This window comes from Ruegeria sp. D7, assembly GCF_056534355.1.
The window spans coordinates 41,299-64,517 of record NZ_JBQFPG010000014.1; the positions used below are offsets into that span (position 1 = coordinate 41,299).

The 23,219-nt window shown below is 56.1% G+C and carries 22 protein-coding genes and 1 riboswitch; of the genes, 14 read left to right on the forward strand and 8 right to left on the reverse strand.

The genetic code is table 11. The features are described from left to right. Positions 1-17: 17 nt before the first annotated feature. The gene (locus ACRZ9U_RS17130) at positions 18-1,085 is read right to left on the reverse strand and encodes a catalase family protein (RefSeq protein WP_170406978.1); all 1,068 of its coding nucleotides are present in this window, start codon (positions 1,083-1,085) and stop codon (positions 18-20) included. 258 nt (positions 1,086-1,343) lie between these two features. Further along, a riboswitch (cobalamin riboswitch) is annotated at positions 1,344-1,551 on the forward strand. Positions 1,552-1,653: 102 nt separating this feature from the next. Between ACRZ9U_RS17130 and ACRZ9U_RS17135 the strand changes: the two genes are divergently transcribed. Genes ACRZ9U_RS17135 through ACRZ9U_RS17150 form a run of 4 tightly spaced genes read left to right on the forward strand, consistent with a single transcriptional unit; the run spans position 1,654 to position 4,773 of the window. After that, on the forward strand, positions 1,654-2,010 hold the full coding sequence (locus ACRZ9U_RS17135) for a DUF1636 family protein (protein ID WP_170406981.1): 357 nt from the start codon (positions 1,654-1,656) through the stop codon (positions 2,008-2,010). Then, positions 2,007-2,792: an ABC transporter ATP-binding protein gene (locus tag ACRZ9U_RS17140; RefSeq protein ID WP_170406984.1), complete on the forward strand. Its 786-nt coding sequence runs from the start codon at positions 2,007-2,009 to the stop codon at positions 2,790-2,792. Before ACRZ9U_RS17135 ends, ACRZ9U_RS17140 begins: the two co-directional genes overlap by 4 nt. Before the next feature lie 18 nt (positions 2,793-2,810). Next, a complete protein-coding gene (locus tag ACRZ9U_RS17145; RefSeq protein WP_170406987.1) occupies positions 2,811-3,758 on the forward strand; it encodes an ABC transporter substrate-binding protein in 948 nt (315 codons plus the stop codon). Position 3,759: 1 nt separating this feature from the next. Then, the gene (locus ACRZ9U_RS17150; protein ID WP_170406990.1) at positions 3,760-4,773 is read left to right on the forward strand and encodes an iron ABC transporter permease; all 1,014 of its coding nucleotides are present in this window, start codon (positions 3,760-3,762) and stop codon (positions 4,771-4,773) included. A gap of 54 nt (positions 4,774-4,827) precedes the next feature. On the opposite strand, the gene ACRZ9U_RS17155 is transcribed toward ACRZ9U_RS17150, so the two are convergent. Further along, a complete protein-coding gene (locus ACRZ9U_RS17155) occupies positions 4,828-5,721 on the reverse strand; it encodes a LysR substrate-binding domain-containing protein (RefSeq protein WP_170406993.1) in 894 nt (297 codons plus the stop codon). A 255-nt stretch (positions 5,722-5,976) separates the two neighbouring features. Here ACRZ9U_RS17155 and ACRZ9U_RS17160 point away from each other — a divergent pair, with 255 nt between their 5' ends. Genes ACRZ9U_RS17160 through ACRZ9U_RS17175 form a run of 4 tightly spaced genes read left to right on the forward strand, consistent with a single transcriptional unit; the run spans position 5,977 to position 12,296 of the window. Next, complete coding sequence (locus ACRZ9U_RS17160) at positions 5,977-8,430, forward strand: GcvT family protein (protein ID WP_170406997.1); 2,454 nt, start codon at positions 5,977-5,979, stop codon at positions 8,428-8,430. A gap of 15 nt (positions 8,431-8,445) precedes the next feature. Further along, entirely contained in the window at positions 8,446-9,966 is a 1,521-nt protein-coding gene (locus ACRZ9U_RS17165) for a trimethylamine methyltransferase family protein (RefSeq protein ID WP_170393827.1), read from the forward strand. A 60-nt stretch (positions 9,967-10,026) separates the two neighbouring features. Then, complete coding sequence (locus tag ACRZ9U_RS17170; protein ID WP_170407000.1) at positions 10,027-11,040, forward strand: Ldh family oxidoreductase; 1,014 nt, start codon at positions 10,027-10,029, stop codon at positions 11,038-11,040. Positions 11,041-11,051: 11 nt separating this feature from the next. Next, positions 11,052-12,296: an FAD-dependent oxidoreductase gene (locus tag ACRZ9U_RS17175; RefSeq protein ID WP_170407003.1), complete on the forward strand. Its 1,245-nt coding sequence runs from the start codon at positions 11,052-11,054 to the stop codon at positions 12,294-12,296. Here the strand turns inward: ACRZ9U_RS17175 and ACRZ9U_RS17180 are convergent. The 3 genes from ACRZ9U_RS17180 to ACRZ9U_RS17190 are packed head-to-tail and all read right to left on the reverse strand — an operon-like array spanning position 12,271 to position 14,849. Continuing rightward, positions 12,271-13,659, reverse strand: a complete 1,389-nt coding sequence (locus ACRZ9U_RS17180; RefSeq protein WP_170407006.1) for an MATE family efflux transporter — start codon at positions 13,657-13,659, stop codon at positions 12,271-12,273. The two genes, ACRZ9U_RS17175 and ACRZ9U_RS17180, sit on opposite strands and share 26 nt — an antisense overlap. A 12-nt stretch (positions 13,660-13,671) precedes the next feature. Further along, positions 13,672-14,259: a helix-turn-helix transcriptional regulator gene (locus ACRZ9U_RS17185; RefSeq protein WP_170393837.1), complete on the reverse strand. Its 588-nt coding sequence runs from the start codon at positions 14,257-14,259 to the stop codon at positions 13,672-13,674. An 11-nt stretch (positions 14,260-14,270) separates the two neighbouring features. After that, positions 14,271-14,849, reverse strand: coding sequence for a carboxymuconolactone decarboxylase family protein (locus ACRZ9U_RS17190; protein WP_170393839.1), 579 nt, complete (start codon positions 14,847-14,849; stop codon positions 14,271-14,273). Positions 14,850-15,118: 269 nt separating this feature from the next. On the opposite strand from ACRZ9U_RS17190, the gene ACRZ9U_RS17195 reads away from it, so the two are divergent. The 4 genes from ACRZ9U_RS17195 to ACRZ9U_RS17210 are packed head-to-tail and all read left to right on the forward strand — an operon-like array spanning position 15,119 to position 18,514. Then, positions 15,119-15,865, forward strand: coding sequence for an amino acid ABC transporter ATP-binding protein (locus tag ACRZ9U_RS17195; RefSeq protein ID WP_480902483.1), 747 nt, complete (start codon positions 15,119-15,121; stop codon positions 15,863-15,865). 1 nt (position 15,866) lies between these two features. Beyond that, positions 15,867-16,709 carry an amino acid ABC transporter permease gene (locus tag ACRZ9U_RS17200; RefSeq protein WP_170407009.1) on the forward strand — a complete coding sequence of 281 codons (843 nt, stop codon included), beginning with the start codon at positions 15,867-15,869 and terminating at the stop codon, positions 16,707-16,709. Between the two features lie 36 nt (positions 16,710-16,745). Next, the gene (locus tag ACRZ9U_RS17205) at positions 16,746-17,579 is read left to right on the forward strand and encodes a transporter substrate-binding domain-containing protein (protein WP_170393843.1); all 834 of its coding nucleotides are present in this window, start codon (positions 16,746-16,748) and stop codon (positions 17,577-17,579) included. 53 nt (positions 17,580-17,632) lie between these two features. Next, a complete protein-coding gene (locus ACRZ9U_RS17210) occupies positions 17,633-18,514 on the forward strand; it encodes an amino acid ABC transporter permease (RefSeq protein WP_170407012.1) in 882 nt (293 codons plus the stop codon). Positions 18,515-18,521: 7 nt separating this feature from the next. Here the strand turns inward: ACRZ9U_RS17210 and ACRZ9U_RS17215 are convergent, their stop codons facing one another. The 3 genes from ACRZ9U_RS17215 to ACRZ9U_RS17225 all read right to left on the reverse strand — a co-directional run bounded on the left by ACRZ9U_RS17215 (position 18,522) and on the right by ACRZ9U_RS17225 (position 21,051). Next, on the reverse strand, positions 18,522-18,839 hold the full coding sequence (locus ACRZ9U_RS17215) for a non-heme iron oxygenase ferredoxin subunit (protein ID WP_170407016.1): 318 nt from the start codon (positions 18,837-18,839) through the stop codon (positions 18,522-18,524). A 3-nt stretch (positions 18,840-18,842) separates the two neighbouring features. Continuing rightward, complete coding sequence (locus ACRZ9U_RS17220) at positions 18,843-19,787, reverse strand: fatty acid desaturase family protein (protein ID WP_170407019.1); 945 nt, start codon at positions 19,785-19,787, stop codon at positions 18,843-18,845. A 154-nt stretch (positions 19,788-19,941) separates the two neighbouring features. Next, on the reverse strand, positions 19,942-21,051 hold the full coding sequence (locus tag ACRZ9U_RS17225) for a hypothetical protein (protein ID WP_480886652.1): 1,110 nt from the start codon (positions 21,049-21,051) through the stop codon (positions 19,942-19,944). A 71-nt stretch (positions 21,052-21,122) separates the two neighbouring features. Between ACRZ9U_RS17225 and ACRZ9U_RS17230 the strand changes: the two genes are divergently transcribed. Further along, positions 21,123-22,052, forward strand: coding sequence for a LysR substrate-binding domain-containing protein (locus tag ACRZ9U_RS17230; RefSeq protein ID WP_170407021.1), 930 nt, complete (start codon positions 21,123-21,125; stop codon positions 22,050-22,052). A gap of 96 nt (positions 22,053-22,148) precedes the next feature. Then, on the forward strand, positions 22,149-23,198 hold the full coding sequence (locus ACRZ9U_RS17235; RefSeq protein WP_170407024.1) for an aromatic ring-hydroxylating oxygenase subunit alpha: 1,050 nt from the start codon (positions 22,149-22,151) through the stop codon (positions 23,196-23,198). Positions 23,199-23,219: the final 21 nt, after the last annotated feature.

The window sequence follows — 23,219 nt, forward strand, 5'->3', positions numbered from 1 at the left end:
AATACATCTCCGTTTGGTCATCGATTCGGGAACCGGGCGCGGGCCAAGCTCAGATAGGTTCTGAGCCGGATCGCATTAATCGGTCCTAAAGGTTCGTGATCTGCCGTGACACGCCAGGGCGCGAAGCTCATCGCGTCTCCATTCTGCGGATCAAATTCTGCACCTTTGGGAATCGTGATATCCGCCACGGGCGTGACGGTATGATGGTACGGATCAAGAGGTGCATCTGGTTGCGGGTCGCATGCCCACCGGATGCGATTGTCGAGCACATCGAATTCGTCGGCCGGGCGCGGGGGCTCAATCACACACAGCTCGAAGTGATTATCTCCATCGGCCACGTCTTGCCGCAAACACTGCCCGATCCCATCTGGGTCGTCTACCGGATGTGCCGGAATTTTTGGTTTCGCGCTGCGGGCCAAGTATCTGACCGTTAGATCGGGGCCCAGCCGATACGGTGTTGTCGACCAGAAATGGACCTCAAAAGGCGAGTGCATATAGTTCGAGGCAAAATCACTCGCGACGCGAAACTGACGCTTGCCTTCACGAGTGAGGAAGGCGCGAAATCCTGCGCGCAGCCCTTTGGTGATCAACCTAAGGCTCCATTTTCGTCGCCCTTTGATCGCGTGCTGGACCGCTTGTAATGTGGCGACAAGCCTGCCCAATCGCTCATATTCATCGGGGACGTAGCTGGGAAACACATCCTGATCGACCAATACGAAATCGAACTCGTCGCTGAGTTGTGTGGTCCCCAGATGCGCAAGTGCCTCGGCGTCGATCAGCTTGGGGCCTGGCACGTCAAAAAGCTTGATCGCCATCCCGTGGGCATCCGATTTCCGGTCATCCAGATGCGCGCCGTTGGAAAAGCGAAGTGCGGCTGAATAGGCAGCGGGCTGTTCAAACAGGCCGTGACGGAACTGTTCTGGTAGATCGTTTCTGACAGTGAATGTTGCAGCCACGCACCCGTGACTGCGCCCATGCTGAGCCCTTAAGCGATGGCCTTTCCACCGTGCAACGGCCTCGAGATTGTGGTCAATGACATCATCAACAATATCCGGCGGCAATGCGTTTTGCGAAACATGCGTCAAAGAACCGTCTCCTTGGATAAACCCAGGCAATGATCAAACAGGGGTAAGGCGCTGACAAAGCTAAACCTCTAAATTTGTTCAGCTTACCTCAGATTGTCTAATTTCCAAACACACCAACTATGGACAGCCGTGGCCAGACAAATTCGGCGCGCAGCCCAACCCATTCGGTTGGTGCTACGGACACGTGGTTGCCCGCGCTCGATCCTCGACCAGAGTTGGGTGCCTTCGACTTTATCATTGACGTGTCCGGTGTTCTCGGGCACTCAATCGATTGATGGTTCCCGGTGGTGTTGCCGCGGGATGAAAAGGGAATACGGTGAGGTTTGCCAAAAGGTGCCAATTCCGTAACTGCCCCCGCAACTGTAAGCGGTGAGCAAGGCCAAACAGCCACTGGTCCACAGGGTCGGGAAGGTTGGCCGAGCGCGGACCCGCAAGTCAGGAGACCTGCCATCAGATGTTTAACCAACCCGGGGCGGGGCGTCCTGGAAGGAGGCTTTGATGGCGCGTCAATCGCGTGTTTACATTGTCGGCAGCTTCCGCATGCGCTTGGAAACAAGTGGAGTGGACCATGCCAGATACGCCTGATCATTTCATTCTAGTCTGCGAAAGCTGCACTGAAGGGCTGCCCCTTGATGAAATTTGCGATGCGTTGACCGGGAAATTACATCGCAGTTTTGCGATCCGCGCGTCGTCTTGCATGGCAGGCTGCGATAGTCCCAGAACGGTTGGGTTCCAGGCCGTAGGAAAGGCGCAATACCTTTTTGGTGGCATTCAGACCGCGGATGAGGTGCAGGCGCTGGCTGAGTTTGCAGCGCAATATCGTGAAAGCCCGGATGGCTGGACAAATGCCACTGATCGCCCGCAGGCGTTGTTCAATAAAACCCTCTCGCGCATGCCGCGGATCGAACAGGGGGCATCGCAATGACGTTGCGACCCTTTCTGATTGCCGAAAACCTTGAGTATTATGCCCTTAACGGAGATGTCCTGTTGCAGGGCGTCTCGTTCGAGTTGGACGAGGGTTCCATTCTAGCCATCGCCGGCCCGAACGGGGCGGGGAAAACGACGCTTCTCAATCTGTTGTGCGGCGCTGAGCCGCTGGCACTTGGCGATGTTCGGATCAAAGGACGCAGTCTGAAACAGCTCTCCGCCAAAAAGCGTGCGCGCATGATCGCAGTGGTAGGTCAGCAGGAACTGCCCGATGGACGCTTGGCGTTACGCGATTATGTTGCGCTGGGGCAAATACCCATCCGTGCGGACCGCTCTACCGAAGGCCACGCGCAAGAGCTGGACCGGATTTTAGACCTGACCGGTCTCGCCAATCTCGCGGACAAGCGCATGGCCCAACTGTCCGGAGGCGAACGTCAGCGTGCCCATATCGCGCGTGCTTTGGCGCAGAACCCTTCGTTGCTGTTTCTGGACGAACCGACCAACCATCTGGATCCTGATGCAAAAGGGCGGATGCTGTCTTTGGTCGCCGAGCTTGGGATCACCGTGGTCATGATTGTACACGATCTGGTCATGATCCCCGAATTCGCCACACACGTGGCGCTGATGAAATCGACCCGTATGATCGAGTTTGGGTCGGTGGACAAGGTGCTGACACCCGAAAGAGTCCGCGAAACTTTTGGCGTTGATTTCCTCTGCTTTCTCCACGAAGGCCGCGTGATCCCGGCGCTTGATATTCGAAGAACCACAGTCTCAACTTAGTCGAAGGAACACACTGAGATGAAATACATCTGGCCCGTGGCGTTTGCCACCGCCATGGCAAGCGGTGCTGCTGCGCAAGAAGTCACCGTAGACAACTGCGGCGAACCACTGGTTTTTGATACCGCGCCCGAGCGCCTGGTTGTGCATGACATGAACATGACCGATATGGCCTTTGCATTGGGTCTGCAGGACAAGATCGTCGGCCTGACCGGCATCACCGGCTGGTACAAGACCAGCCCTGATTTTGATGCTCTGCGCGGCGACATCCCCGAGCTTGCGCCGAAATATCCGACCGTCGAAAACCTGGTGGCGGTTGAACCCGACCTGTTCTTTGCAGGTTGGTACTATGGCATGAAGCCGGGTGGTGATGTGACCCCAGATACATTGGAACCGTTCGGAATCAAGACCTTGGTTCTAACGGAAAGCTGTGTCCATCTGGACAAGGATCGCCCCGAAGCCAGCATGGATCTTCTGTTTGGCGATGTGTTGCGCTTGGGCAAGGTGATGCAAGTCGAAGACAAGGCCGAGGCTCTGGTCTCGGGCTGGAAAGAGCAGCTGGCAGCGATCGATGCCAAGACTGCTGAACTGCCCAAGCCCCGCGTCTTTCTTCTGGATGGTCCTGCAGATGCTCCGTTTACCGCCGGTAAATTCGCGATTCCCGATGCGATGATCACAGCCGCTGGTGGTGAAAACGTCACTCATGACATGGACACGAGCTGGGGCCGCACTTCGTGGGAGGCCGTTGCCGCATCGAACCCGGAATTCCTGGTTTTGTTGGATTATCAGACCGGCAATGGCGCCGAGGACACCTTCAAGTTCCTGCAGGAACATCCCGTCATGTCGCAGACTGATGCCGTCAAGAACGAACGCTGGATCGGATTGCGCTACGAAGAGCTGACGCCCGGACCGGCAAATATCGAAGCGATCTCGAAGATGGCGCGCGCGATGCATCCGGGTCAGAGCTGATATGGGCCGATTGGGCCTGACGTTGTTGCTGGGGGCGGTCGTTTTGGCCGCCCTTTTGCTGATTTCCACAATCTACGGCACAACCTCGATACCTTTGTCCGAGACCTTCACCGCGATCTTGCGCGGTACCGGGTTGCAGGACGGAGAGATGTCGCCGCTGCATAGGATCGTATTCGACCTGCGATTGCCCCGCGCGTTGTTGGCAGCCGTGATCGGTGCCGGGCTGGGCATCGTTGGCGTGGTGCTGCAAACGACCACACGTAATGACCTTGCCGATCCATTTCTGTTCGGCCTGTCCTCGGGCGCGGCAGCGGGGGCGGTGTTTGTAATTACCGTGACCGGAGATATTCTGGGTTTCTGGACTCTGCCTCTGGCTGCCTTTTGCGGCGGTCTTGTGGCGTCGGGCATCGTGCTGGCGCTGGTTCATGGGCTTCGCACCAGCGCACCGGAAAAGCTGATCCTTGCGGGTCTGGCTGTGTCATTTTTGTTTTCGGCCATCACCAACTATCTGATCTTCGCCGGTGATAGCCGCGCCGCCCATTCTGTCATCTTCTGGATGCTGGGGGGGCTGGGCCTGGCCCGTTGGGAGACGTTCCCGCTGGTGTGCATCGGTCTGCTGCTGATCCTGAGCTATTCGCTTTATCGCAGCCGCTGGTTGGATGCGCTGCTGACCGGGGATTTGACTGCCGCAACTCTGGGTGTGCCGGTTCGGGGTCTGCGGTTCAGCATGTTTTTCACCGCAGCTTTGGCAACGGCCGTGTTTGTTTCCGTAGCCGGAGTGATTGGTTTTGTCGGTCTGATGGTGCCGCATATTGCACGCGGGATCGCAGGTCCCCTGCACAAAAACCTTCTACCTACCGCCGCTATGGTTGGTGCTGCCTTGTTGACCGGCTCTGACATTCTCAGCAGGCTTCTGCTGGCTCCGCAGGAATTGCCGGTGGGGATCGTCACAACTTCAATCGGATCGGTGTTTGTGTTCTTGCTTTTATTCAGGACAGCGAGAAATCAACGGTAAGGCCCTCGATCTTCGCTCCCAAGATATTTCGTCCTGATCAGGTCTGAGCCGAGTTTAAACCTTTCCGTCAGCCGCTTGGCCGAGCCACTTGAACACAAGCTTGGCGCGGTCGGATGAGGTGTTGTGCAGTTTCACGTAGAAATCCAGTTGCGATGAGATGGTTTGCGGCAACAGTCTGACCAGTTTTCCGGATGCGGTCAGCTCCGAGGTCAGTCCCTCCCATCCCAGCACTGCGCCCATATCGTCCTGAGCGGCCTGAAGCGCGATCGTGTAATTGTTGACCCGATGCGCGGAATTCAGCGGGCCTTCATAGCCGAGTTTCTGCGTCCAGGCACGCCAGTCGGTCCAGCCGGTATCCGGAGCGTCGAGATGAATTAGGGGGACCCTGGCAATATCTTCAACACGTTTGATGGGATTCTGTTGCGCAAACCTTGGGCTACAAAGCGCCATGATCTTGTCGTGAAATAGTGTCTTGAACATGCCCGTTTCGCGACTGGAATCGCCGTAATGGATACTTAGGTCGCATTTTGACGTGTCGATGCCGAGGTCGGTCACGACCTGCGTCACGGAAACATGTCCGTATTGCTTCCAGAATTGCGCAAGGCGCGGGGTGAGCCAAAGTGAACTGACAGCCGTGGTTGAGCGGATCGTCACACCTTTTCTGTCATATTGACGCCGCAACTGCCCAAGTGCTTCGCTGATGCCTTCCAGACCACGTTGAAGGGCAACAAGAAGATAAGCACCGCTTTCAGTAAGTTCCACGCCGCGATGATGGCGCAGAAACAGCGCGCATTGCAGCTCGTTTTCCAGCGCTTTGACCTGATGGCTGATTGCGGCCGGCGTGACGTTCAGCTCTTCTGCAGCGGTCTTGAAGCTTACATGCCGCGCAGCAGCCTCAAAGCTGACAAGCGAACTTACAGGTGGAAGATCGTAGGGCCTGTTGAGCAAGGTGATTTGACCTGTGATGGTTTGTACATCCAATATTATATAAGCACTATCCGAAGATCAGGCTTAGCTGATCTTATTCAAAGTGAATCTTTTTGCAATTGCCCGCCAGCGGTTCACGGTGAAAATTCGCCACAACCGTTTGAGACATGATCAATGGATGTATCAAAGGTCCTCAAGACCCTTGGCGTTCATATCGATCTTTCCTCATGCAATGCGACCCCCGGTTGGTCGTGCACAAGTTGAAGGAGTTGCAGTATGCAGTCACATGCAAAAGTCGTGGTTGTCGGAGGTGGGTGCGTCGGTGCGTCAATTCTGTACGGGTTAACCGAACATGGGTGTTCCGATGCCGTTATGCTGGAGCGCACCACACTGACCTCGGGTTCGACGTGGCATGCGGCTGGTTTGCTAGTGACCTTTGTGCGGTCGCACAACGTGTCGAAGATGACGATGGAAACCATCCGCATCTACACCGAGGTTGAAGAGAAGATGGGCAGTTCGGTCGGACTGCGTAAGGTAGGACAGCTGCGGGTGGCTAATACCGAAAAGCGCTGGGATGAGTTCCAGTCCTATATCTCGATCGCCGAAGCCGCCGGCGTGCCTTGTAAGCTGCTGACGCCAGAGGAGATTGCTGAGGTTCATCCCTTGCTGAACCAAAGCCCGGATATTCGGGGTGGTATCCTGCACACGGAAGACGGCTATGTGAATCCCGCCGACATTACCATGGCATTGGCCAAGCTCGCGCGGGATGCCGGCGCCAAGGTATACCAGAACACCGAAGCGCAGGCTTATGAGAAGCTGGACAATGGCCACTGGAAAGTGACCACCAATCAGGGTGAGATCACCTGCGAGCATCTGATCTTTGCCACCGGCAACTACGCCCGCGAAAATGCGCGCCGCGTGGGGCTGGACCTGCCATGTATCCCGATCGTTCACCAGTATTGGACGACCGAGACGGTGCCGCTGCTGAAAGAGCGCCGGGCGCAAGGCTTGCCCGAATTCCCGATCCTGCGGGATGAGGATTACGGCGCTTATCTGCGCGAAGATGTGGGCGGGATCCAGTTCGGGCCGTATGAATTCACCAAAGACCTCAAACTATTCGCCGAGGATCGTGTCCCGCCCGAGTTCGGAGCCGATCTGTTGCCCGAGGATTTTGATGCCGTGGAAACCCAATGGGAACGCGCCATCGAACGTGTGCCGACCTTGGGTGAGGTTGGGATCAAGGCCAACACCCGTGGCCCGTTCCAGATGACCCCGGACGAGCTGCCTCTGGCCGGACCCGCACCGGGGCATGAGAACCTTTGGCTGGCCGAAGGCATGCCTGGTGGCATCCTCTGGGGCGGCACCGTTGGAAACCGTTTGGCCAAATGGATCGTCGATGGCGATCCGGGCATGGATATGTCGGAGCTCGACCCGCGTCGATTCTCGGACTACGCCTCAAAACGTTGGACCATGGATAAGGTGCGCGAGACATGGGGCACCCATATGGATGCGCATGTTCCGGGTGAGGATTTCCCGGATGCGCGCCCGATGAAGACCATGGGGTCATATGATCTTTTGACTGCTCAGGGCGCGGTTTGGACCAGCTTTAACGGCTACGAATTTCCTCGCTGGTTTGCCAAATCGCCCGAAGAGGCGATCCCCGAACACAGTTTCCGCCGCACCAACCATATGGAGCGTGTTCAGGAAGAGGTGCGCACCACCCGTGAAGAGGCTGGCTTCATCGAAATGTCGCCGATGACCAAGTTCACAGTGCGCGGGCCGGGTGCCGCCAAATGGCTGGATAGCCTGATGGCCAACAAGCTGCCCAAGGTGGGCCGCATGACCTTGTCGCTGATGTTGAACGACAAGGGCGGCATGGATGCAGAGTACACAATCGTGCGCTATGCCGACGACGATTTCTACCTGATATCGACGCCGAACTGGCGAGCCTACAATTGGGATCAGTTACAGCGCGTGCTGCCAGGTGATGGCTCGGTGGTGATCGAGGATATCTCAGAACAGCTGGGCGTGATCGCACTGGCCGGGCCCAAGGCACGGGACATCCTGCAACCATTGACCGATAATGATTTGTCGAACGAAGCATTCCCATGGCTGTCGGCACAGATGGGCGAGGTGGGCTATGCCAAAGGCGTGCACTTGTTGCGCGTCTCCTACACCGGTGAGTTGGGATGGGAATTGCACCACCCGGTCGGGTACAATCGCCACCTCGTTGATTTGCTGCTGAAATCGGGTGTGAAACCCTTCGGGCTTGAAGCGTTGGAGTCGATGCGGCTTGAGAAATCCTATCGCGCGATCAACCGCGAAATCTGCAAGGACCTGACCCCATATGAGGCCGATTTGGGCCGTTTCGTTGCAATGACCGAGAAGATCGGCGGGCAGGTGGCCGAACGCGATTTCGTCGGCAAAGCCGCGCTGCAAAAGCAGCAGGAGCAGGGTGGATACAACACACTGGTCACACTGAAGCTGCCGTTCTGCGACACCTCGGTGATGTTTGACGAAGGTGTCTATGCCGATGGCAAGCTGATCGGACGCGTCACTTCGGGCGGGTTCTCGTATTACTGCAACCACGACCTTGCGATGGCGCTGGTTCCATACGAGATGACGGCACCCGGCACCAAAATGCAGGTGCTCATCCACAATGAAATGCGCGAGGCAGAAGTGATCGAAACCTGCGCCGTTGATCCCACCAGCGCCCGCGCGCGCGCCTGATCAGGAGGATTTGAGATGGCAGAAGTCAAAGCACGCTCGGGCCGTGGCGGTGGACGTGCCGCGCGGGTCAAGGCTCGCACCAACCCGCCCCCTGTCTACTTGTCGACGCTGAACCGCAAAGTTGGTCCGATTGATCTGCTTGGTCCCGAAGGCGTTGAGAAAATCCACAACGCGGCCATGACTATACTTGAAACCACAGGGATTGAGTTCCGCGATCCGGTGGCCTTAGCTGATTGGAAGAAGTACGGTGCGGATGTGCAGGGTGAGCGAGTGCGCATCGGGCGCGAGATGCTGATGGACCTGATCTCGGCCGTTCCCTCGGAATGGGGCTATGCCGCGCGCAACCCGGAACGCTCGCTGCGGGTGGGCAATCGGCATTCGGTCTTTGCCAATGCGTATGGCGCGCCATTTGTCTATGGTCTGGATGGTGTGCGCCGCCCTTCGATGCTGGAGGATGCGCATAACTTCTTCAAACTCAGTCAGATGAGTCAGTCGATGATGGTACCGGGTATTTTGCCGGTCGAGCCGCAGGACGTACCCGTCCCGCAACGCCACCTGGAGCTGGTCCATGCCGCACTGACGCTGACCGACAAACCGATCAAGGGTTCAGTTCTATCCGAGCAGGCAGCGTTGGACTCGGTAGAGATGACTCGCATCGTGTTTGGTGAGGAGTTTGTTGACAACAATGTGGTGATGGCAGCCCTGCTGAACTGCAACACACCGTTGGTCTGGGATGAGACCATGTTGCAGAGCCTGCGCGTCTATGCCGCCGCCAACCAGCCCTGCCTGCTGTCGCCCTTTGTTCTTGCCGGGGCGAGCACACCTGCAAGCCCGCAGGGTGGTGTCGCGCTGCTGATTGCAGAATCTCTGGCCGGTATGGCCTACAGCCAGATCATCCGGCGCGGAGCCCCGATGGTGCTGGGGGTAGCAATCATGGGCGTTTCGATGAAGACAGGTGCACCGATGATGGGTTCGCCCGAACCAGGGCTGATGAACCTTCTGGTGGGTCAGATGGCTCGGTTTTATGGTGTGCCATGGCGGACCTGTACCATGTGGACCGGATCGAAATCCCCGGATATGCAGGCTGCGTTCGACACCGCAAACACCATGTGGCCGGTGCTGCTGGGTGGCGCAAACTACATCGTACACTCAGCAGGCTTCCTTGAAGGCGCGCTTGGGGTCAGCTACTCAAAATGGGTGCAGGATGCGTTGCAGTTGGAGAACTTCCACCGTTTCTTCAGCGGCCTGCAAGAAGAAAATCTGGACACGTTGCTGGGCGACATTGACAAAATCGGACCGGGTGGGCACTTCCTTGGTACTGACCACACGCGCGAAAACCCAATGCATATGAACCACTTGCAAAACAATGACAGTTTTGAACAGTGGGAGGCAGAAGGTGCGAAAACCGCAGAAACAGTTGGCACGGAAGAGGCGCAGCGTATGCTGAACACCTACGTCCAGCCACCAATGCCGGACGATCAGCGCGGGGCGTTGGATGAATTCGTCGCTAAGAAGCGGGTGGAATACAGCGCCTAAACAGATCTGCAAGCGGGCACTTATGTACCCGTTTCCTCAACCAACGACAGGATTAGGCACATGGCCGATAACTCGACGATCGCTCTCTCACTCGACGAAGTAGAGGAATTGGCAAAATCTGTCCTTGTGGCAGCAGGCATGGATGAACATGGCAGCACGGTTCTGGCCGGGCTTGTGCGGATGAGCGAGCGCGACGGCCCGCGTAGCCATGGGTTAAGGATGTTACCTGTTTATGCGCAGAGCTTTTCTTCGGGATATGCCAACCCCGAGGCCGACCCGATTGTCGAACGGATCGCACCGGGGGTTCTGCGCGGAGATGGTGACAATGGCTATTACCAGATCGTGGCCGCCAAAGCTCGAAACGAGCTTATTGAAATGGCGCGCGCGAATGGTATTGCCGCGTTTACTTGTGCCAATTGCCACCATCTGGGGGCACTACGTTTCGATACAGGTCCGCTGGCGGACGCTGGGCTGGTAGCGCTAGGTGTTGTGAACTCGCTCTCGATGGTGGTGCCGCAAGGCGGCATCCGCCCTGTTTTTGGCACCAATCCGATGTCCTTTGCTTGCCCGCGACCGGGTCGTGCGCCGGTTGTATGGGATCAGGCCTCGTCAATGGTTGCGCTGATGGACATCCGGATGGCCGCGGCCGAAGGGCACGAATTGCCACGCCCTGCGGGGCTTGACCCGAACGGTCAGCCAACCAGCGATCCCAACGCGATTTTGGAGACCCGCAGTCTGTTGCCGTTTGGCGAGCACAAAGGCGCGGCGATCGCCTTCCTGATCGAAGTTCTTGGCGCGGCACTGGCCGGTGGAACATTGTCCGTGGACAATGCCAACCGCGAAGCGCACGGTGCCTTGAATATCAAGGGCGGTTCAACGTTGATCGCGATTGATCCGGCGCGTTTCGGGAATGCCGCATTTGAAGGCTATGTCCAACGCATCTGCGCTGAGATTGAAGGTAACGGGGATGCCCGCGTTCCCGGAGATGGCCGCTTGAAGAACCGTGCTGCCGCCGAAGCGGATGGTGTTCGCGTCACGGCGGACTTGATGAAGCAACTTCGCGAACTTCTGTAGGGGTCCCAGTAATGGCACGGGTGGTTGTAATTGGCGGCGGCATCGTCGGAATATCCTGTGCGCTGACATTGCAGTCGCAGGGCCACGAGGTCACCGTCGTAGAACCGGGTCCGGTTGGTGAGGGCGCGAGTTGGGCTTCCTGCGGGTGTATCGCAGTGGGTGAGATCGTGCCGCTGTCGCAGCCGGGGATGCTGATGAAAGTGCCGGGCTGGTTGCTGGATGCCGAGGCCCCGTTGACACTGCGCCCGGCTTCAGCAGTGAAGCTGCTGCCGTGGTTTGCACGGTTTACCGCCAATGCGCGTCGCTCGAAAATGCGTGCAATCGCCTCCGATCTGGCAAGACTTACGTTTGCTGCAACAGCGGATTTCAAGGCTCAGCTTTTAGATGTAGGCCATCCTGAGCTTTTGGTCGAACGGCCGGTAATCAAGTTGTTTGACGACGACAATGACCTTGCGACCATGCGCGCAGCTTTTGAACTAGCGCGTGAGCTGGGTTGCACAATTGATCAAGTTACGGGTCAGGAAGCGCATGAAATCGATCCTGCAATAGCATCTGATTTCAAACATGCAGCTTTGCTTAGAGACTGGAGTTTTGTGACGGACCCTAAGGTATTGGTTGAAACGCTGACGCAGAGTTTTAGCAGCCGCGGTGGGGCAGTCGTGGCAGGAAGAGCAATCGGTTTTACGCAGGACGGACAACATGTGAAAAGCGTGAAGCTGAGCGATGGGCGATCGATCAGCGCAGATGATTTCGTCATCGCTGCGGGAACGCCGTCTAGAATCTTGGCCAAGACGCTGGGTGTTCAATTGAGGATGGAAGGGGTGATCGGATATTCGACTGCGTTGAAAGATAGCGGGGTCGAGCTCCGCCACACGGTGTTTTATGCCAAAGGTGGGTTTGGCATTACACCGTATCAGCAGGCGCTGGCAGTGGCTGGTACCGCAGAATTTGCCGACCTGAACGCGCAGCCGAATTGGAACCGAGCCGATGTGCTGGTCAGGCGTGCATGCCGCGTATTACCGGGTTTGAAGACCGATAGTGCGGAACGCCGGATGGGTCGCCGCCCGTTTACACCGGACACACGTCCGATCATTGGCCGCAGCAGGCGACTGGCTAACGTCGCCTTTGCGACGGGTCACGGACAGCTTGGCCTGACACTAGGCGCGACGACGGCGCGGATAATCGCAGATGTAATTGCTGGCAGATCACCGGACATCGATATAGAAGCCTTCAGCCCAGATCGGTTCTCGTCCTGAGCCAAAGCCCGCCCAGCTCTTTTTGAGCCACATGGGACGTCATCAGCAATGCGATCATCCAGCCAGTCACCACGGCACCTGCGGTGCCGAACCAGACACCAATTTCGTTAAAACCGAGCAGGCCGACGAAAATCCAGACAAAAAAGGCGACGCCAAATCCTTGACGATATAGGCTAATCCACACGGTCCAGATCGGTCGCTTCAAGGCTTGCAATAGCGAGTTGATGGAAAAAAGCATCATGTAGACCGGGAGGATCAGACTATCGACACGTAGATAGCTAAGTCCGACGCGGATCACTTCGGGATCGTCGGTGAAAAAGCCCATCATAAGGCGGCCAAAAATCCACAATATGGGGGCTGCGATGGCGGTCATGATGAACCCGACTTTCCAGCAATAAAACAGTGCCTCGCGTACCCTTTCATAGTCGCGGGCACCGAAATTCTGGGACGCGATGGGTAGCAGTGCCCCCGTGACCCCCAGCACCGGCAAAAGCAAAATCTGCTCAAGCCGAATGGCAATGCCAAAGCCAGCGATTGCGTGCTCTCCAAAGATTTTCAGGGCGAACTGCATGACGAAACCTGACAGCAGCATCACGAAGAAAGATGTCGCTGTGGGAAGTACCTGAACCGAGATCTCCTTGAACTTCTGTAGGCGCGGAATGAAGTTTCGGGGGCGCATGCGCCTCATCCTGCGGCGTCTGAGGACCTGACGGATCAGAAACACCATCACACCGGTCTGGCTGATCACCGTCGATACAGCGAGGCCATCAAATCCGATGCCCGGGATCACGCCCGGAATGCCGTAGATCAATAGGGGGTTCAGACCGATATTGGCAAAAAACGCCACCATGAGGGCGCGTTGCATCGATACCGCGTCACCATGTGCCTGAAGAATGCCATTGCAACCGAAGGCCAGAAGAAATCCGGGCAAGGCCAATAGGAGCCAGTGGAAATAACGTAAACCTGCATCGCGATAAGGTCCCGGTTCCGAAACCAGATTTATCAGCGCAGGGCCGTACCAGAGACCCGCCGCCGCCAGGACACAGGCTGCAATGAAACCATAGATCATTCCCTGTGCTGCAAAACGCCGCGCTGCGCGAGTGTCTCCAGCGCCTAACGCGTTGCCGACCAGCGCGCTCATCGCGGCACCCAACCCGACCCCGACCGAAATGGCAATGAAAAAAGCCTGAAACCCTAATGCCAATCCAGCCTGTGCGCTGGTCGAGAGAAGGCCGGCGAAGAACATGTCGACAACGTTGTAGAGAGTGTTGAACAACATCCCGATTGCGCCCGGGATCGCCAGGGTTCGGAAATGGGTCGAGATTGGCCCGCGCGTCAGATCAATTTCAGTTGGGATGGCCATATCAACTGGCCACTACGGACGTTCGGCCTGAACGGTCAGGAATACGAACTCTGGCGTTAGGACTTCTTCGAAGCCGTGATTCAGCTCTGCATCGACGCTGATGCTGTCTCCTGCTGAAAGAGTAAATCGGGCCTCGCCATAACGATAGATGGCCTGCCCTTCGAGAACCTGAACAAACACGACGCCATGGCCGACATAAGTGGGTGGCTGCCCCTCGTCGCGCAACAACGTGACACGACGGGCCTGAAAGCGCAGGTCCTTCCGGGAATGCAGCGCAAGGTTGACGTATTCGTGCGAATGGCCGCCCGCCAGTCGCGTAGACTTTAGCCCTTCGCCATGGCGAACCAGCGTATAGTCGGTGTGGTCTGTCCGTGCTTCGCGAAACAGCGATACGATTGGTACCTCTAACGCTTCGGCAAGTGCAGCCAGTGTATCGATTGACGGAGAGACCAACCCGTTTTCGATACGGCTGACCATTGCAGCCGAGATACCAGACTGTTCTGCCAACCGACGGGCGGATTGCTTGCGGCTTTGGCGCAGCTCCCTGAGCGAGGCACCAATAGCGCGATCAATCTGTCTTCCCGGCGTGTCATCGTGCATGATTCAATCCGTCAATCCTCGGCGTAGTAGCCCACCACGTCCCCTTCCGTTGTGACACCCAGACCATTCAGCAATCGGTTGGCATAATTGAAATATCCGACGATCTGGTTGATCTCGAGAATCTCTCCGTCTTCCCAGCCGGCATCTTTCAATGCGCGAACTTCGGATTCCTCCATTGCACCCGGCGACAGGGTCAGCTTTTGCGCATAGATCAGCGCGGCCAACTGCGCACCTTCAAATGCGTCCTGCGGACGATGGGCCTTTAACGCGGCCTCGATTGCGTCGGCGCGTGCGTCGTCACCGATCAGATGTCGGGCGTTTGCCCAATGGTTGGCATAAGAATAGGGGCAGGTGTTCAACGTCGATACGTAAGAGCTGATGACTTCCTGAAACCACATGGGTATGGAATTGGCTTCATCATGCAGGCACGCGCGATACAGAATGACGTGACCTTTCATGGTGTTGGGACGCAGTGAATGCACGCGCATCACGTTGTCCACGGTCCCGTGTGGTGTGCGCGCCAGATCCAGAGTCGCTCTCAGGTGCTCGTCGGCATCTTCGTCAGATATCATCCGAATCCAGGCGGACATTCACGTTTCCTCTCGTGTTTTCTGTTTCTATTTTCGCGGCGTGTGCCGTTCGGCTGAGTTTTTTATTGACGAATATTGCACATTAAGCAACCATATTGAACAGCGCGCAACGAATTTGAGGATTCTGAAGCTTTGCCAGATCTCTCCACTCTGCCTGAATCGCCGCGAATGACTTCGTGCGCATGCGTGCATGACCTCATGTTGCGATCGCACTACCACAGCGTCATAGATCAGCGACGCCAGCTGATCCGCATCTTGACAGGTTCGGCATGACACAGCTCTCCCCCATGATCGAAGTGACCAATCTGGATAAGTTCTATGGGAATTTCCATGCGCTCAAGAACATCGATCTGACCGTTCATCAGGGCGAGAAGGTGGTAATCTGCGGCCCGTCCGGATCAGGAAAATCCACGCTGATCCGCTGTTTCAACGGGTTAGAGTGGCATAATTCCGGGCGTCTCGTGATCGATGGGATCGAAGTCTATGAAGGTGCCAAGGAAATCCGTGAACTGCGACAGGAAGTCGGCATGGTCTTCCAGCGGTTCAACCTGTTTCCGCACCTGACTGTGCTTGAAAACCTGATGATCGGACCGATGAAGGTGCGCAAGCTATCCAAGGCGCAGGCCGAGGAAACCGCGCGCAACTATCTTGATCGCGTTCACATCCCCGAGCAGGCCGACAAGTACCCGGCGCAATTGTCGGGGGGGCAGCAACAGCGCGTCGCGATCGCGCGGTCCTTATGCATGGAAACACGGATCATGCTGTTTGATGAACCGACATCCGCGCTTGATCCCGAAATGATCAATGAGGTGCTGGATGTGATGGTTGAACTGGCCGATACGGGCATGACCATGGTGGTTGTCACGCATGAGATGGGGTTTGCGCGCAAGGTCGCCGACACGATGGTCTTTATGGAGGCGGGGCAGATCGTTGAAATCTCGCCGCCCGATCAGTTCTTCACCAACCCGTCAAGCGAGCGCTGCCGTCTATTCCTGAACCAGATATTGGAACACTAACGTGACCGATCTGGGCATATCACAGGGACGCGGGCAAGCGCTGCCGAAGCCGCCACTATACAAGCGGTTCTTTGGCTCGGTGTTAGTGTCCGTCGTGATCTATGCGGTTATTGTCGGGTTGATCGCCTACGGGTCATATGTTGGCGCGCAGGGTATGGGCTATAATTGGCAGTGGTATCGCGTGCCCCAATTCCTGTACCGCAACACCGAGATTGGGTTCGAGTGGGGCGAAATTCCCATCGGACTGGTCGCCACGATCAAACTGTCCGTCATATCGTTTCTGCTGGCAACCGTCATCGGGTTACTGGTGGCGCTACTGCGCTTGTCGGGCTTGGTGATTGGTACGGCTGTCGCGGTTGCCTACCTTGAACTGATCCGCAATATCCCGCTGCTGGTTCTGCTTTACCTGTTCTATTATGTCCTGGGTCCTATCTTTGGATTTGATCGATATACCGCCAGCATCTTGACCTTGGCGGTGTTTCATTCAGCCTTGATTTCAGAAATCCTGCGGGCGGGGATCAACGCCATCCCATCTGGTCAGTGGGAGGCGGCCAAGTCTATCGGTATGACCCCCTATCAGACCTACAGATATATCATTCTACCGCAATCTGTTCGCTTTATGCTGCCGCCCATGACGGGCGAGGTCGTCCACTTGATTAAATCCTCGGCTATTGTCAGCGTCATTGCCGTGGCCGAACTCACCACATTCGGACGCAATATCATATCCGACACGTATATGAGTTTCGAAATATGGTTCACCATCGCGCTGGTCTATCTGGTGGTGACCCTGATCCTGTCGATTGGCGTTAGCTATCTGGAGAAGAAATATGCCGTCGACCAATAACCACAAGAACTCAACCGGACAACAAGGAGAACCAAGATGAAGCTATCTCGCAGAATGCTCGGGGCGGCCCTGGGCGCGGTCGTGGCAACAGGCATGGCGACCTCAGGCTGGGCGCAAAGTGCGACTCAGGAACTGTCCCGCGAAAGTGTGATTGAAACGATCAAACAGGATGGGGTAATCCGGATTGGTCTTTCGCTGTTCGTGCCGTGGTCGATGCGCGACAAGAATGGTGATCTGATCGGGTTCGAACTGGATGTCGGTCGCAAGCTGGCCGAGGACATGGGTGTAGAGGTCGAGTTTGTACCGACCGCCTGGGATGGCATCATCCCGGCGCTCGTATCTGGCAATTTCGACGTGATCATCTCGGGCATGTCGGTGACTGCGCAGCGAAACTTGACGATCAACTTCACCGATCCTTACGCGTATTCGGGCCTAGCTATTATGGCTAACAAACAGTTGACCGATGGTATGTCTTTGGAAGATTTCAATAAACCTGAGGTCACCTTTGCCGCTCGTCGCGGGGCGACACCAGCTACGGTGATCGCGGAAAACTTCCCCAACGCGACGCTGCTGTTGTTTGATGAAGACGGTGCATCAACGCAAGAAGTGCTAAACGGAAACGCGCATGCTTCGATGGCGGCTCAACCTACGCCGAACCGCGAGGCCGGTCGCCATCCGGAAACTCTGACCGTTCCGTTCGATAACCTCTATGATCCGCGTGGCGAAGCGTTCGGAGTACGCAAGGGCGATCCGGATGCCATGAACTTTTTCAACAATTGGATCGCTCAGAACTGGCGGTCGGGTTGGTTGGAAGAGCGTCACAACTATTGGTTCGCAACTGAAGAGTGGGCAGACCAGGTTGCCCAATAACCAATTAGCCGGGGGCGGGTCAGCCGCCCTCGGGCCTGAAGCGGAGCGCCCAGGTGCCTGAATTTCTTAAAAAACTCAGATGGCCAGATTATCTGATCGTGGCGGTATTGATCGCCTTCTTCGGATATATCTGGCTGTCGATCGAAGGTACGCTGAACTATAAGTGGCGGTGGGAATTGATCCCCAGCTACATCGTCGGCTGGCATACTGGGCGAGAAGAGTATTTTGCCAATCTATTGCTGCAAGGCTTGGTGGCGACGGTTCGTATCAGCATCTATTCCGGCATTTTGGCGCTCATTCTGGGTACAATTCTGGGGATCGCGCGCTGTTCTGCCAACCTGACCATACGCATGCTGGCACGCACTTATCTTGAATTTCTGCGTAATGTGCCACCGGTTGTTGTTGTCTTTATTTTCTTTTTCTTCCTGTCGCAGCAACTGATCGACGCACTAAACCTTGAACGCTGGGCACGTGGAATTGCGCGGCAAGAAGACAACCAGATCTGGACATTTTTCTTTGGTGAGATGCGGCGTTTTCCGTCGCTTGTCTCAGGTGTCATCGTTCTGGCGCTGTTTGAAAGCGCATTTGTCGGCGAAATTGTCCGAGCAGGTATCCAGTCGATCCCGAAAGGTCAGCGCGAAGCTGCACGCTCGATCGGGATGAGCCGTTTGCAAGAGCTTCGCTATGTCGTGCTGCCGCAGGCGATGAAAAAGGTCGTGCCGCCGCTGGCCAACCAGTTCATCTCACTAATCAAGGACAGCTCGATCTTGTCGCTGATCTCGGTTCAGGAACTGACCTACAAAACCGTCGAGTTGGTCGCTTCGTCCCGGATGATCTTTGAGGCATGGATCACAACGGCTGCATTCTATTTTGTCGTCTGCTTCGGCCTCAGCCGCATCTTTGCGCGGCTAGAGAAACGATCTGACAAGCGCTAGGTTCAGGTCACATTCGGACCTGAACCATTCCATCCTGAATCCGTGTCTCAAAAACCCGCATTGCTCGGGTCGCGGGCGCTGAAACGGGCTTGCCATCACGCACATCGAACGCGCCCTGGTGCAATGGGCATTCGATAACATGCCCATCAAAATAGCCGTCACACAGATCAGCCCCACCATGGTTGCACAATGCCAGCGAGGCATAGACACCGCTGGGTGTATCATAAACTGCAATCAATCTCGGCCCGATCTGAACCCGCGTGACCCAGTTTTCTTCCAGCTTCGATGCCTCGATCACATCGCGCCAAGATTTGTCTGCCACCATCTCTCAGGCCTCGGCTTTGCGTTGCATGATCTGCCGCAGAATGTCGCGATGCGCAGCCAGATATCCACCTTTCTCGACGAAGATATGATCCTTTAACTTCTCATGCAGACGGGGCAGAGCGTGAAAGGGAACTGAGGCGACATAGTGATGTTCGGCATGATAGTTCATATTCCAGCATAAAAATGACATCGGCTTTGACACCAGATTGGTGCGCGTGTTTTCTGACATCTGCGCCACGGTGGGACGTCCGACATGCTCGGTCATTCGTATGAATCGCATCACCGGCTCACCCAGAAACAGGGGTATGATCCAATACCAGATCAATCCCCACCATCCGGTGAAGGCCATAGCCAGAAAGATCAAAGCGTAAATGGCCAGCATGCGGCGCGCGTCCCAATAGACCGACTGATGCTCCTCTTTGGGAATGAAACTCAACTCGGCCTTGCTGAGCTTCCCAAAGGCATGTCGGAACAGCTCAGTGAACTTACCGCGCCAATAAGGCAGGGCTGACAGGTACAGAAAGTACTCGCGAAGGGATTTGGGCAGCGGGATTAGTTCGGGATCCTCTCCGTTCAATTGCGTATATGTGTGATGATCACAATGTTCGTATCGGAAGAACCGATGGGGCAGAATGATGATCAGCCCGCAAATCTGACCAACCAGATCATTCAACCACCGGGTGCGAAACACGGTATAGTGCACACACTCATGCTGAAGCGAGAAATGATGCACCAAGACGACCCCTTGCAGAAACATCGCGGGCCAAATCAGCCAACTGTTCCAGGCTAGGGTGATCAATGTTGTCGTGCAGGCCAGCACTAAAATCCACATTGCAAGATGACGTAACCCGTGCGCGTTCGAGCGTTGCATGAATCCTTTGAGTTCTTCGCGCGTCAGTTTTCCTTCGGCCAGAGCCTGAGTCAGCGGCGTAACAATAGCTTTTGACATGTGATTTCCATGATTTTGCCGGAGCGGGGGTCTTGCCCTCTGCGCATATTCCGGCACCGGAGACGGGAGTGCTCCGCACCATAGGGCCAACTCGAACAGACCCTATTATCTAAGAGTATTTCCACAGCTCGTGATTCGATCAAGCCGCTATTGATCAGCCAACTGCACGCAGACCGATATCCGGATCGGGATGGGCGAACAGGGCGGCCGCGCAGGGGTGCCGATCCAGGATTGATTGACCGCAAGGCAGCCGTTCGGCATGGAATGTACCGCGGTCCCAATAAGTTACGCCATCGATTTCGATGGAAGGATCAATAACGTTCCAGCTGATTTCTCCGGGCGCGTACGCCCCGCAGGTGTGGAAATGCAGGATGCGTGGATTTCCGAAAGCGGAGCCGCCCCAGCGTTCATAGTTTTCGCGCATATCCCAGGGGTAGCCGCAGCCCGGATGGATACCTGCATGCCAAGAGTGCACGAAATTGCGATCAATTCCCAACTGATTGGCTACCCGGTCATAATGCGCCTCGGCCCGTGCGGCGTTGGCGGGATCGCCGTCAAAACGCTGCAGCCGCCCATTCTCCATCATCGCAAAGACGGGGCGGTCGAATTCGATGGTGTAGTCATCGTAATACTTCGACCCCGTTCCCGTCAGAAAACTGATGGCCACACGGCCCGAGAAACTGTGGGCAGGAACCGGGGTAAAGACTGACATCGGAAAGCGCAGGATCGAGGTGTCGCCCGAGGCTTGCAGGTTCATCACCGGCCGACCGCTTACATCAGTGCCCAACGGGCAAGTGATCCGCACCTCGCTGGCCGCGTCCAAGACCGCGTTGATATCGGCCTTAAGCTCCATGAACGCATCGTGGTGGCCGTTGGAGAAACCAGATCCCAGCATTTCTTTGGTTAAAGCGAAGCTAACGATGACTTTCTTACCCTGCGGCATGTCCGAGAACCGCAACTGATCCCCAAGACGGGCCAGAAATAGAATGATGTCTGCCGCTTCGAACCGGGCAAGCAGATCAGGCGATAATTGCGGATTGCCCGGATTGAAGCCCACATCAACCGTGTCGACCCCCAGCCCAAGTTGACAGGCCGCCTGACTGACAACATTCACGCTGTCGGCGTCGAAATATCCAAACTCTGCAGGTTCATAGGCAATCAGCAGCCTTTCACCCGCCGCCGCGCGGGCGCAATTGACCAGCAGATTGTAAGCGCCCCGCTCTGGCGTCATGTCGGACATCGACATCTCCTGATTACTTGACATTATCAACTTACGGCCTAAGGCCGCCGGCAATCCATTTGAAAGTGATAATGGCTGACATTAGGATGACTAATATGATCTTGAATCTGCCATACTCCGCGCTGCGAGCCTTTGAGGCAGTTGTACGCCATTCCGGCTTTTCACCCGCCGCCGAGGAACTGGGGGTCAGCCAAAGTGCCGTCAGCCAGCACGTCAGATCGCTTGAGGAATGGCTTGGGCGGGATTTGCTGGTGCGCGGTGCGCGGCAATCGCGACCTACCCGCGAAGGTGAGCAATTGGCGCAGGCAATCTCGGATGGGCTGGGCCGCATTTCAGATGTGTGTGCGCAACTTCGCGATCGAACGCGTGCGGACCGGACCATCGTGATTTCATGCTTGCCGGGGTTTGCATTCAACTGGCTGTTTCCAAGGCTTCTGCACTTTGATTTGGCCCACCCGGACCTGTCTATTTCGATCGCGACGGATACGGGATACTATCCGTTTTCCGGCGCAGATTCCGATATCGGCATTCGATATGGTCTTGGTGAATATCCCGGGTTTGAAGTGGATTTGCTTATGCGGGAAAGGCTGTTTCCCGTCTGCGCGCCCGCGCTGTTGCCTGAATTGAAGCGCATTGAAGATTTGTCACAGCACACACTGCTCGTAGATGAAAATCTGCACCATGGTACGTCCAGCCCAACATGGGAGTTCTGGGCGCGGCAAACCAATCTGACATTGCCGTCTGGAGTGCGCACGCGCCGATTGGGCCAATCAAACATGGTCATACAGGCAGCGATTGAGGGGCTGGGGGTGGCGCTTGGGCGCGAACCGCTGGTTATTGATGCGTTGTGCGATGGCCGTCTGGTGCGACCGTTTCAGCAACTGACTCAATCGCCACTTTCCTATTGGCTCGTCCGGCGCCCTGATAGCAAAGACAGCCAAAAAGTCAGCGAGTTCCTGAACTGGATCAAGGCCGAAGTTGCTTCGCAGCCCGATCTGCCCCCGTCGGTAATGCTGCCGAATTAGCTTGCCTTATATGTATCATTACAAATCCAGAATGGTGTATTGCACTGACGCTGCCATAATGGCGCTAAGCCAACTGATCAAATTGGAGAGCAAACCATGTACCTCAGAAATTGCTGGTATGTTGCCGCCTGGAGCAAGGATATCGGGCGCGAACTGAAGGCTGCGACATATCTGGGTGAGAACATTGTGCTCTATCGTCAGCAGGATGGGACGCCCGTTGCGCTTGAGAATGCCTGCCCGCATCGCAAGCTCCCGCTATCCGATGGCAATCTGAAAGGGGATCTGGTCGAATGCGGCTACCACGGGCTGACATTCGATTGTTCGGGCAAATGTACGGACAGCCCAACGCAGCGGGGGATGACGCCTCGGCGCGCGGTGGTGAAGTCTTATCCAGTTGCCGACCGCTATCGCCTGCTCTGGATCTGGATGGGCGATCCTGAACTGGCTGATCCGGACCTGATTTTCCCAATCGAAAACTTTGATGACACGAGCTGGGGCCTAACCGATGGCGGGGTGATGGATATCGATTGCCATTATCTTTGGGTTTGCGACAACCTGCTTGATCCCAGCCATGTGGCCTGGGTACATGTCTCGTCATTCGCCGGCGCGGGAACGGATGAAGAGCCTCTGGACGTCAAAAAGACAGATCGCGGCGTGATTGTCTCGCGCTGGATCGAAAACAAACCACCATCGCCTTACTATGCCAAACTGGTCTCGTTCGACGGCGATTGCGACCGTTTGCAGCATTACGAAATGTGCATGCCCGCAATCGGGCTGAATAAGTCCATCTATACTCCGGTTGGCACGGGTGGATATGACAAAGATCCTGTCGATGAGACATTCATCAACATCTCTTACAACTTCATGACGCCAATCAACGAGGATCAGACCAGGTATTTCTGGTTCCAGCATCGCAACTCTGATCCGGACAATGCCGAGGTTTCAAAGTTCATGAATGACGGTGCCCGGATGGCGTTTCTTGAAGACAAAGATGTGCTGGAAAAAGTGCACAAGGGCATGAAAAATGCTCAGACACCGCATATTGATCTGGGTTTGGATGCCGGGGCAAAAACATACCGACGCGTGCTCGATCGAGCGATCGAGGCCGAGGCCGCTGTGCCAGAGGGTGCAATTCGGCACGCCTGAAACCTGAACAGGGGCCAGTTC

What these genes read in the sequence shown, in the direction of transcription:
- ACRZ9U_RS17170 (WP_170407000.1), top strand. Translation starts at nt 10,027, where the DNA reads ATGGCCGATAACTCGACGATCGCTCTCTCACTCGACGAAGTAGAGGAA.
- ACRZ9U_RS17135 (WP_170406981.1), top strand. Translation starts at nt 1,654, where the DNA reads ATGCCAGATACGCCTGATCATTTCATTCTAGTCTGCGAAAGCTGCACT.
- ACRZ9U_RS17205 (WP_170393843.1), top strand. Translation starts at nt 16,746, where the DNA reads ATGAAGCTATCTCGCAGAATGCTCGGGGCGGCCCTGGGCGCGGTCGTG.
- ACRZ9U_RS17225 (WP_480886652.1), bottom strand. Translation starts at nt 21,051, where the DNA reads ATGTCAAGTAATCAGGAGATGTCGATGTCCGACATGACGCCAGAGCGG.
- ACRZ9U_RS17145 (WP_170406987.1), top strand. Translation starts at nt 2,811, where the DNA reads ATGAAATACATCTGGCCCGTGGCGTTTGCCACCGCCATGGCAAGCGGT.
- ACRZ9U_RS17190 (WP_170393839.1), bottom strand. Translation starts at nt 14,849, where the DNA reads ATGTCCGCCTGGATTCGGATGATATCTGACGAAGATGCCGACGAGCAC.
- ACRZ9U_RS17235 (WP_170407024.1), top strand. Translation starts at nt 22,149, where the DNA reads ATGTACCTCAGAAATTGCTGGTATGTTGCCGCCTGGAGCAAGGATATC.
- ACRZ9U_RS17180 (WP_170407006.1), bottom strand. Translation starts at nt 13,659, where the DNA reads ATGGCCATCCCAACTGAAATTGATCTGACGCGCGGGCCAATCTCGACC.
- ACRZ9U_RS17230 (WP_170407021.1), top strand. Translation starts at nt 21,123, where the DNA reads ATGATCTTGAATCTGCCATACTCCGCGCTGCGAGCCTTTGAGGCAGTT.
- ACRZ9U_RS17215 (WP_170407016.1), bottom strand. Translation starts at nt 18,839, where the DNA reads ATGGTGGCAGACAAATCTTGGCGCGATGTGATCGAGGCATCGAAGCTG.
- ACRZ9U_RS17185 (WP_170393837.1), bottom strand. Translation starts at nt 14,259, where the DNA reads ATGCACGATGACACGCCGGGAAGACAGATTGATCGCGCTATTGGTGCC.
- ACRZ9U_RS17165 (WP_170393827.1), top strand. Translation starts at nt 8,446, where the DNA reads ATGGCAGAAGTCAAAGCACGCTCGGGCCGTGGCGGTGGACGTGCCGCG.
- ACRZ9U_RS17175 (WP_170407003.1), top strand. Translation starts at nt 11,052, where the DNA reads ATGGCACGGGTGGTTGTAATTGGCGGCGGCATCGTCGGAATATCCTGT.
- ACRZ9U_RS17195 (WP_480902483.1), top strand. Translation starts at nt 15,119, where the DNA reads ATGACACAGCTCTCCCCCATGATCGAAGTGACCAATCTGGATAAGTTC.
- ACRZ9U_RS17160 (WP_170406997.1), top strand. Translation starts at nt 5,977, where the DNA reads ATGCAGTCACATGCAAAAGTCGTGGTTGTCGGAGGTGGGTGCGTCGGT.
- ACRZ9U_RS17220 (WP_170407019.1), bottom strand. Translation starts at nt 19,787, where the DNA reads ATGTCAAAAGCTATTGTTACGCCGCTGACTCAGGCTCTGGCCGAAGGA.
- ACRZ9U_RS17150 (WP_170406990.1), top strand. Translation starts at nt 3,760, where the DNA reads ATGGGCCGATTGGGCCTGACGTTGTTGCTGGGGGCGGTCGTTTTGGCC.
- ACRZ9U_RS17140 (WP_170406984.1), top strand. Translation starts at nt 2,007, where the DNA reads ATGACGTTGCGACCCTTTCTGATTGCCGAAAACCTTGAGTATTATGCC.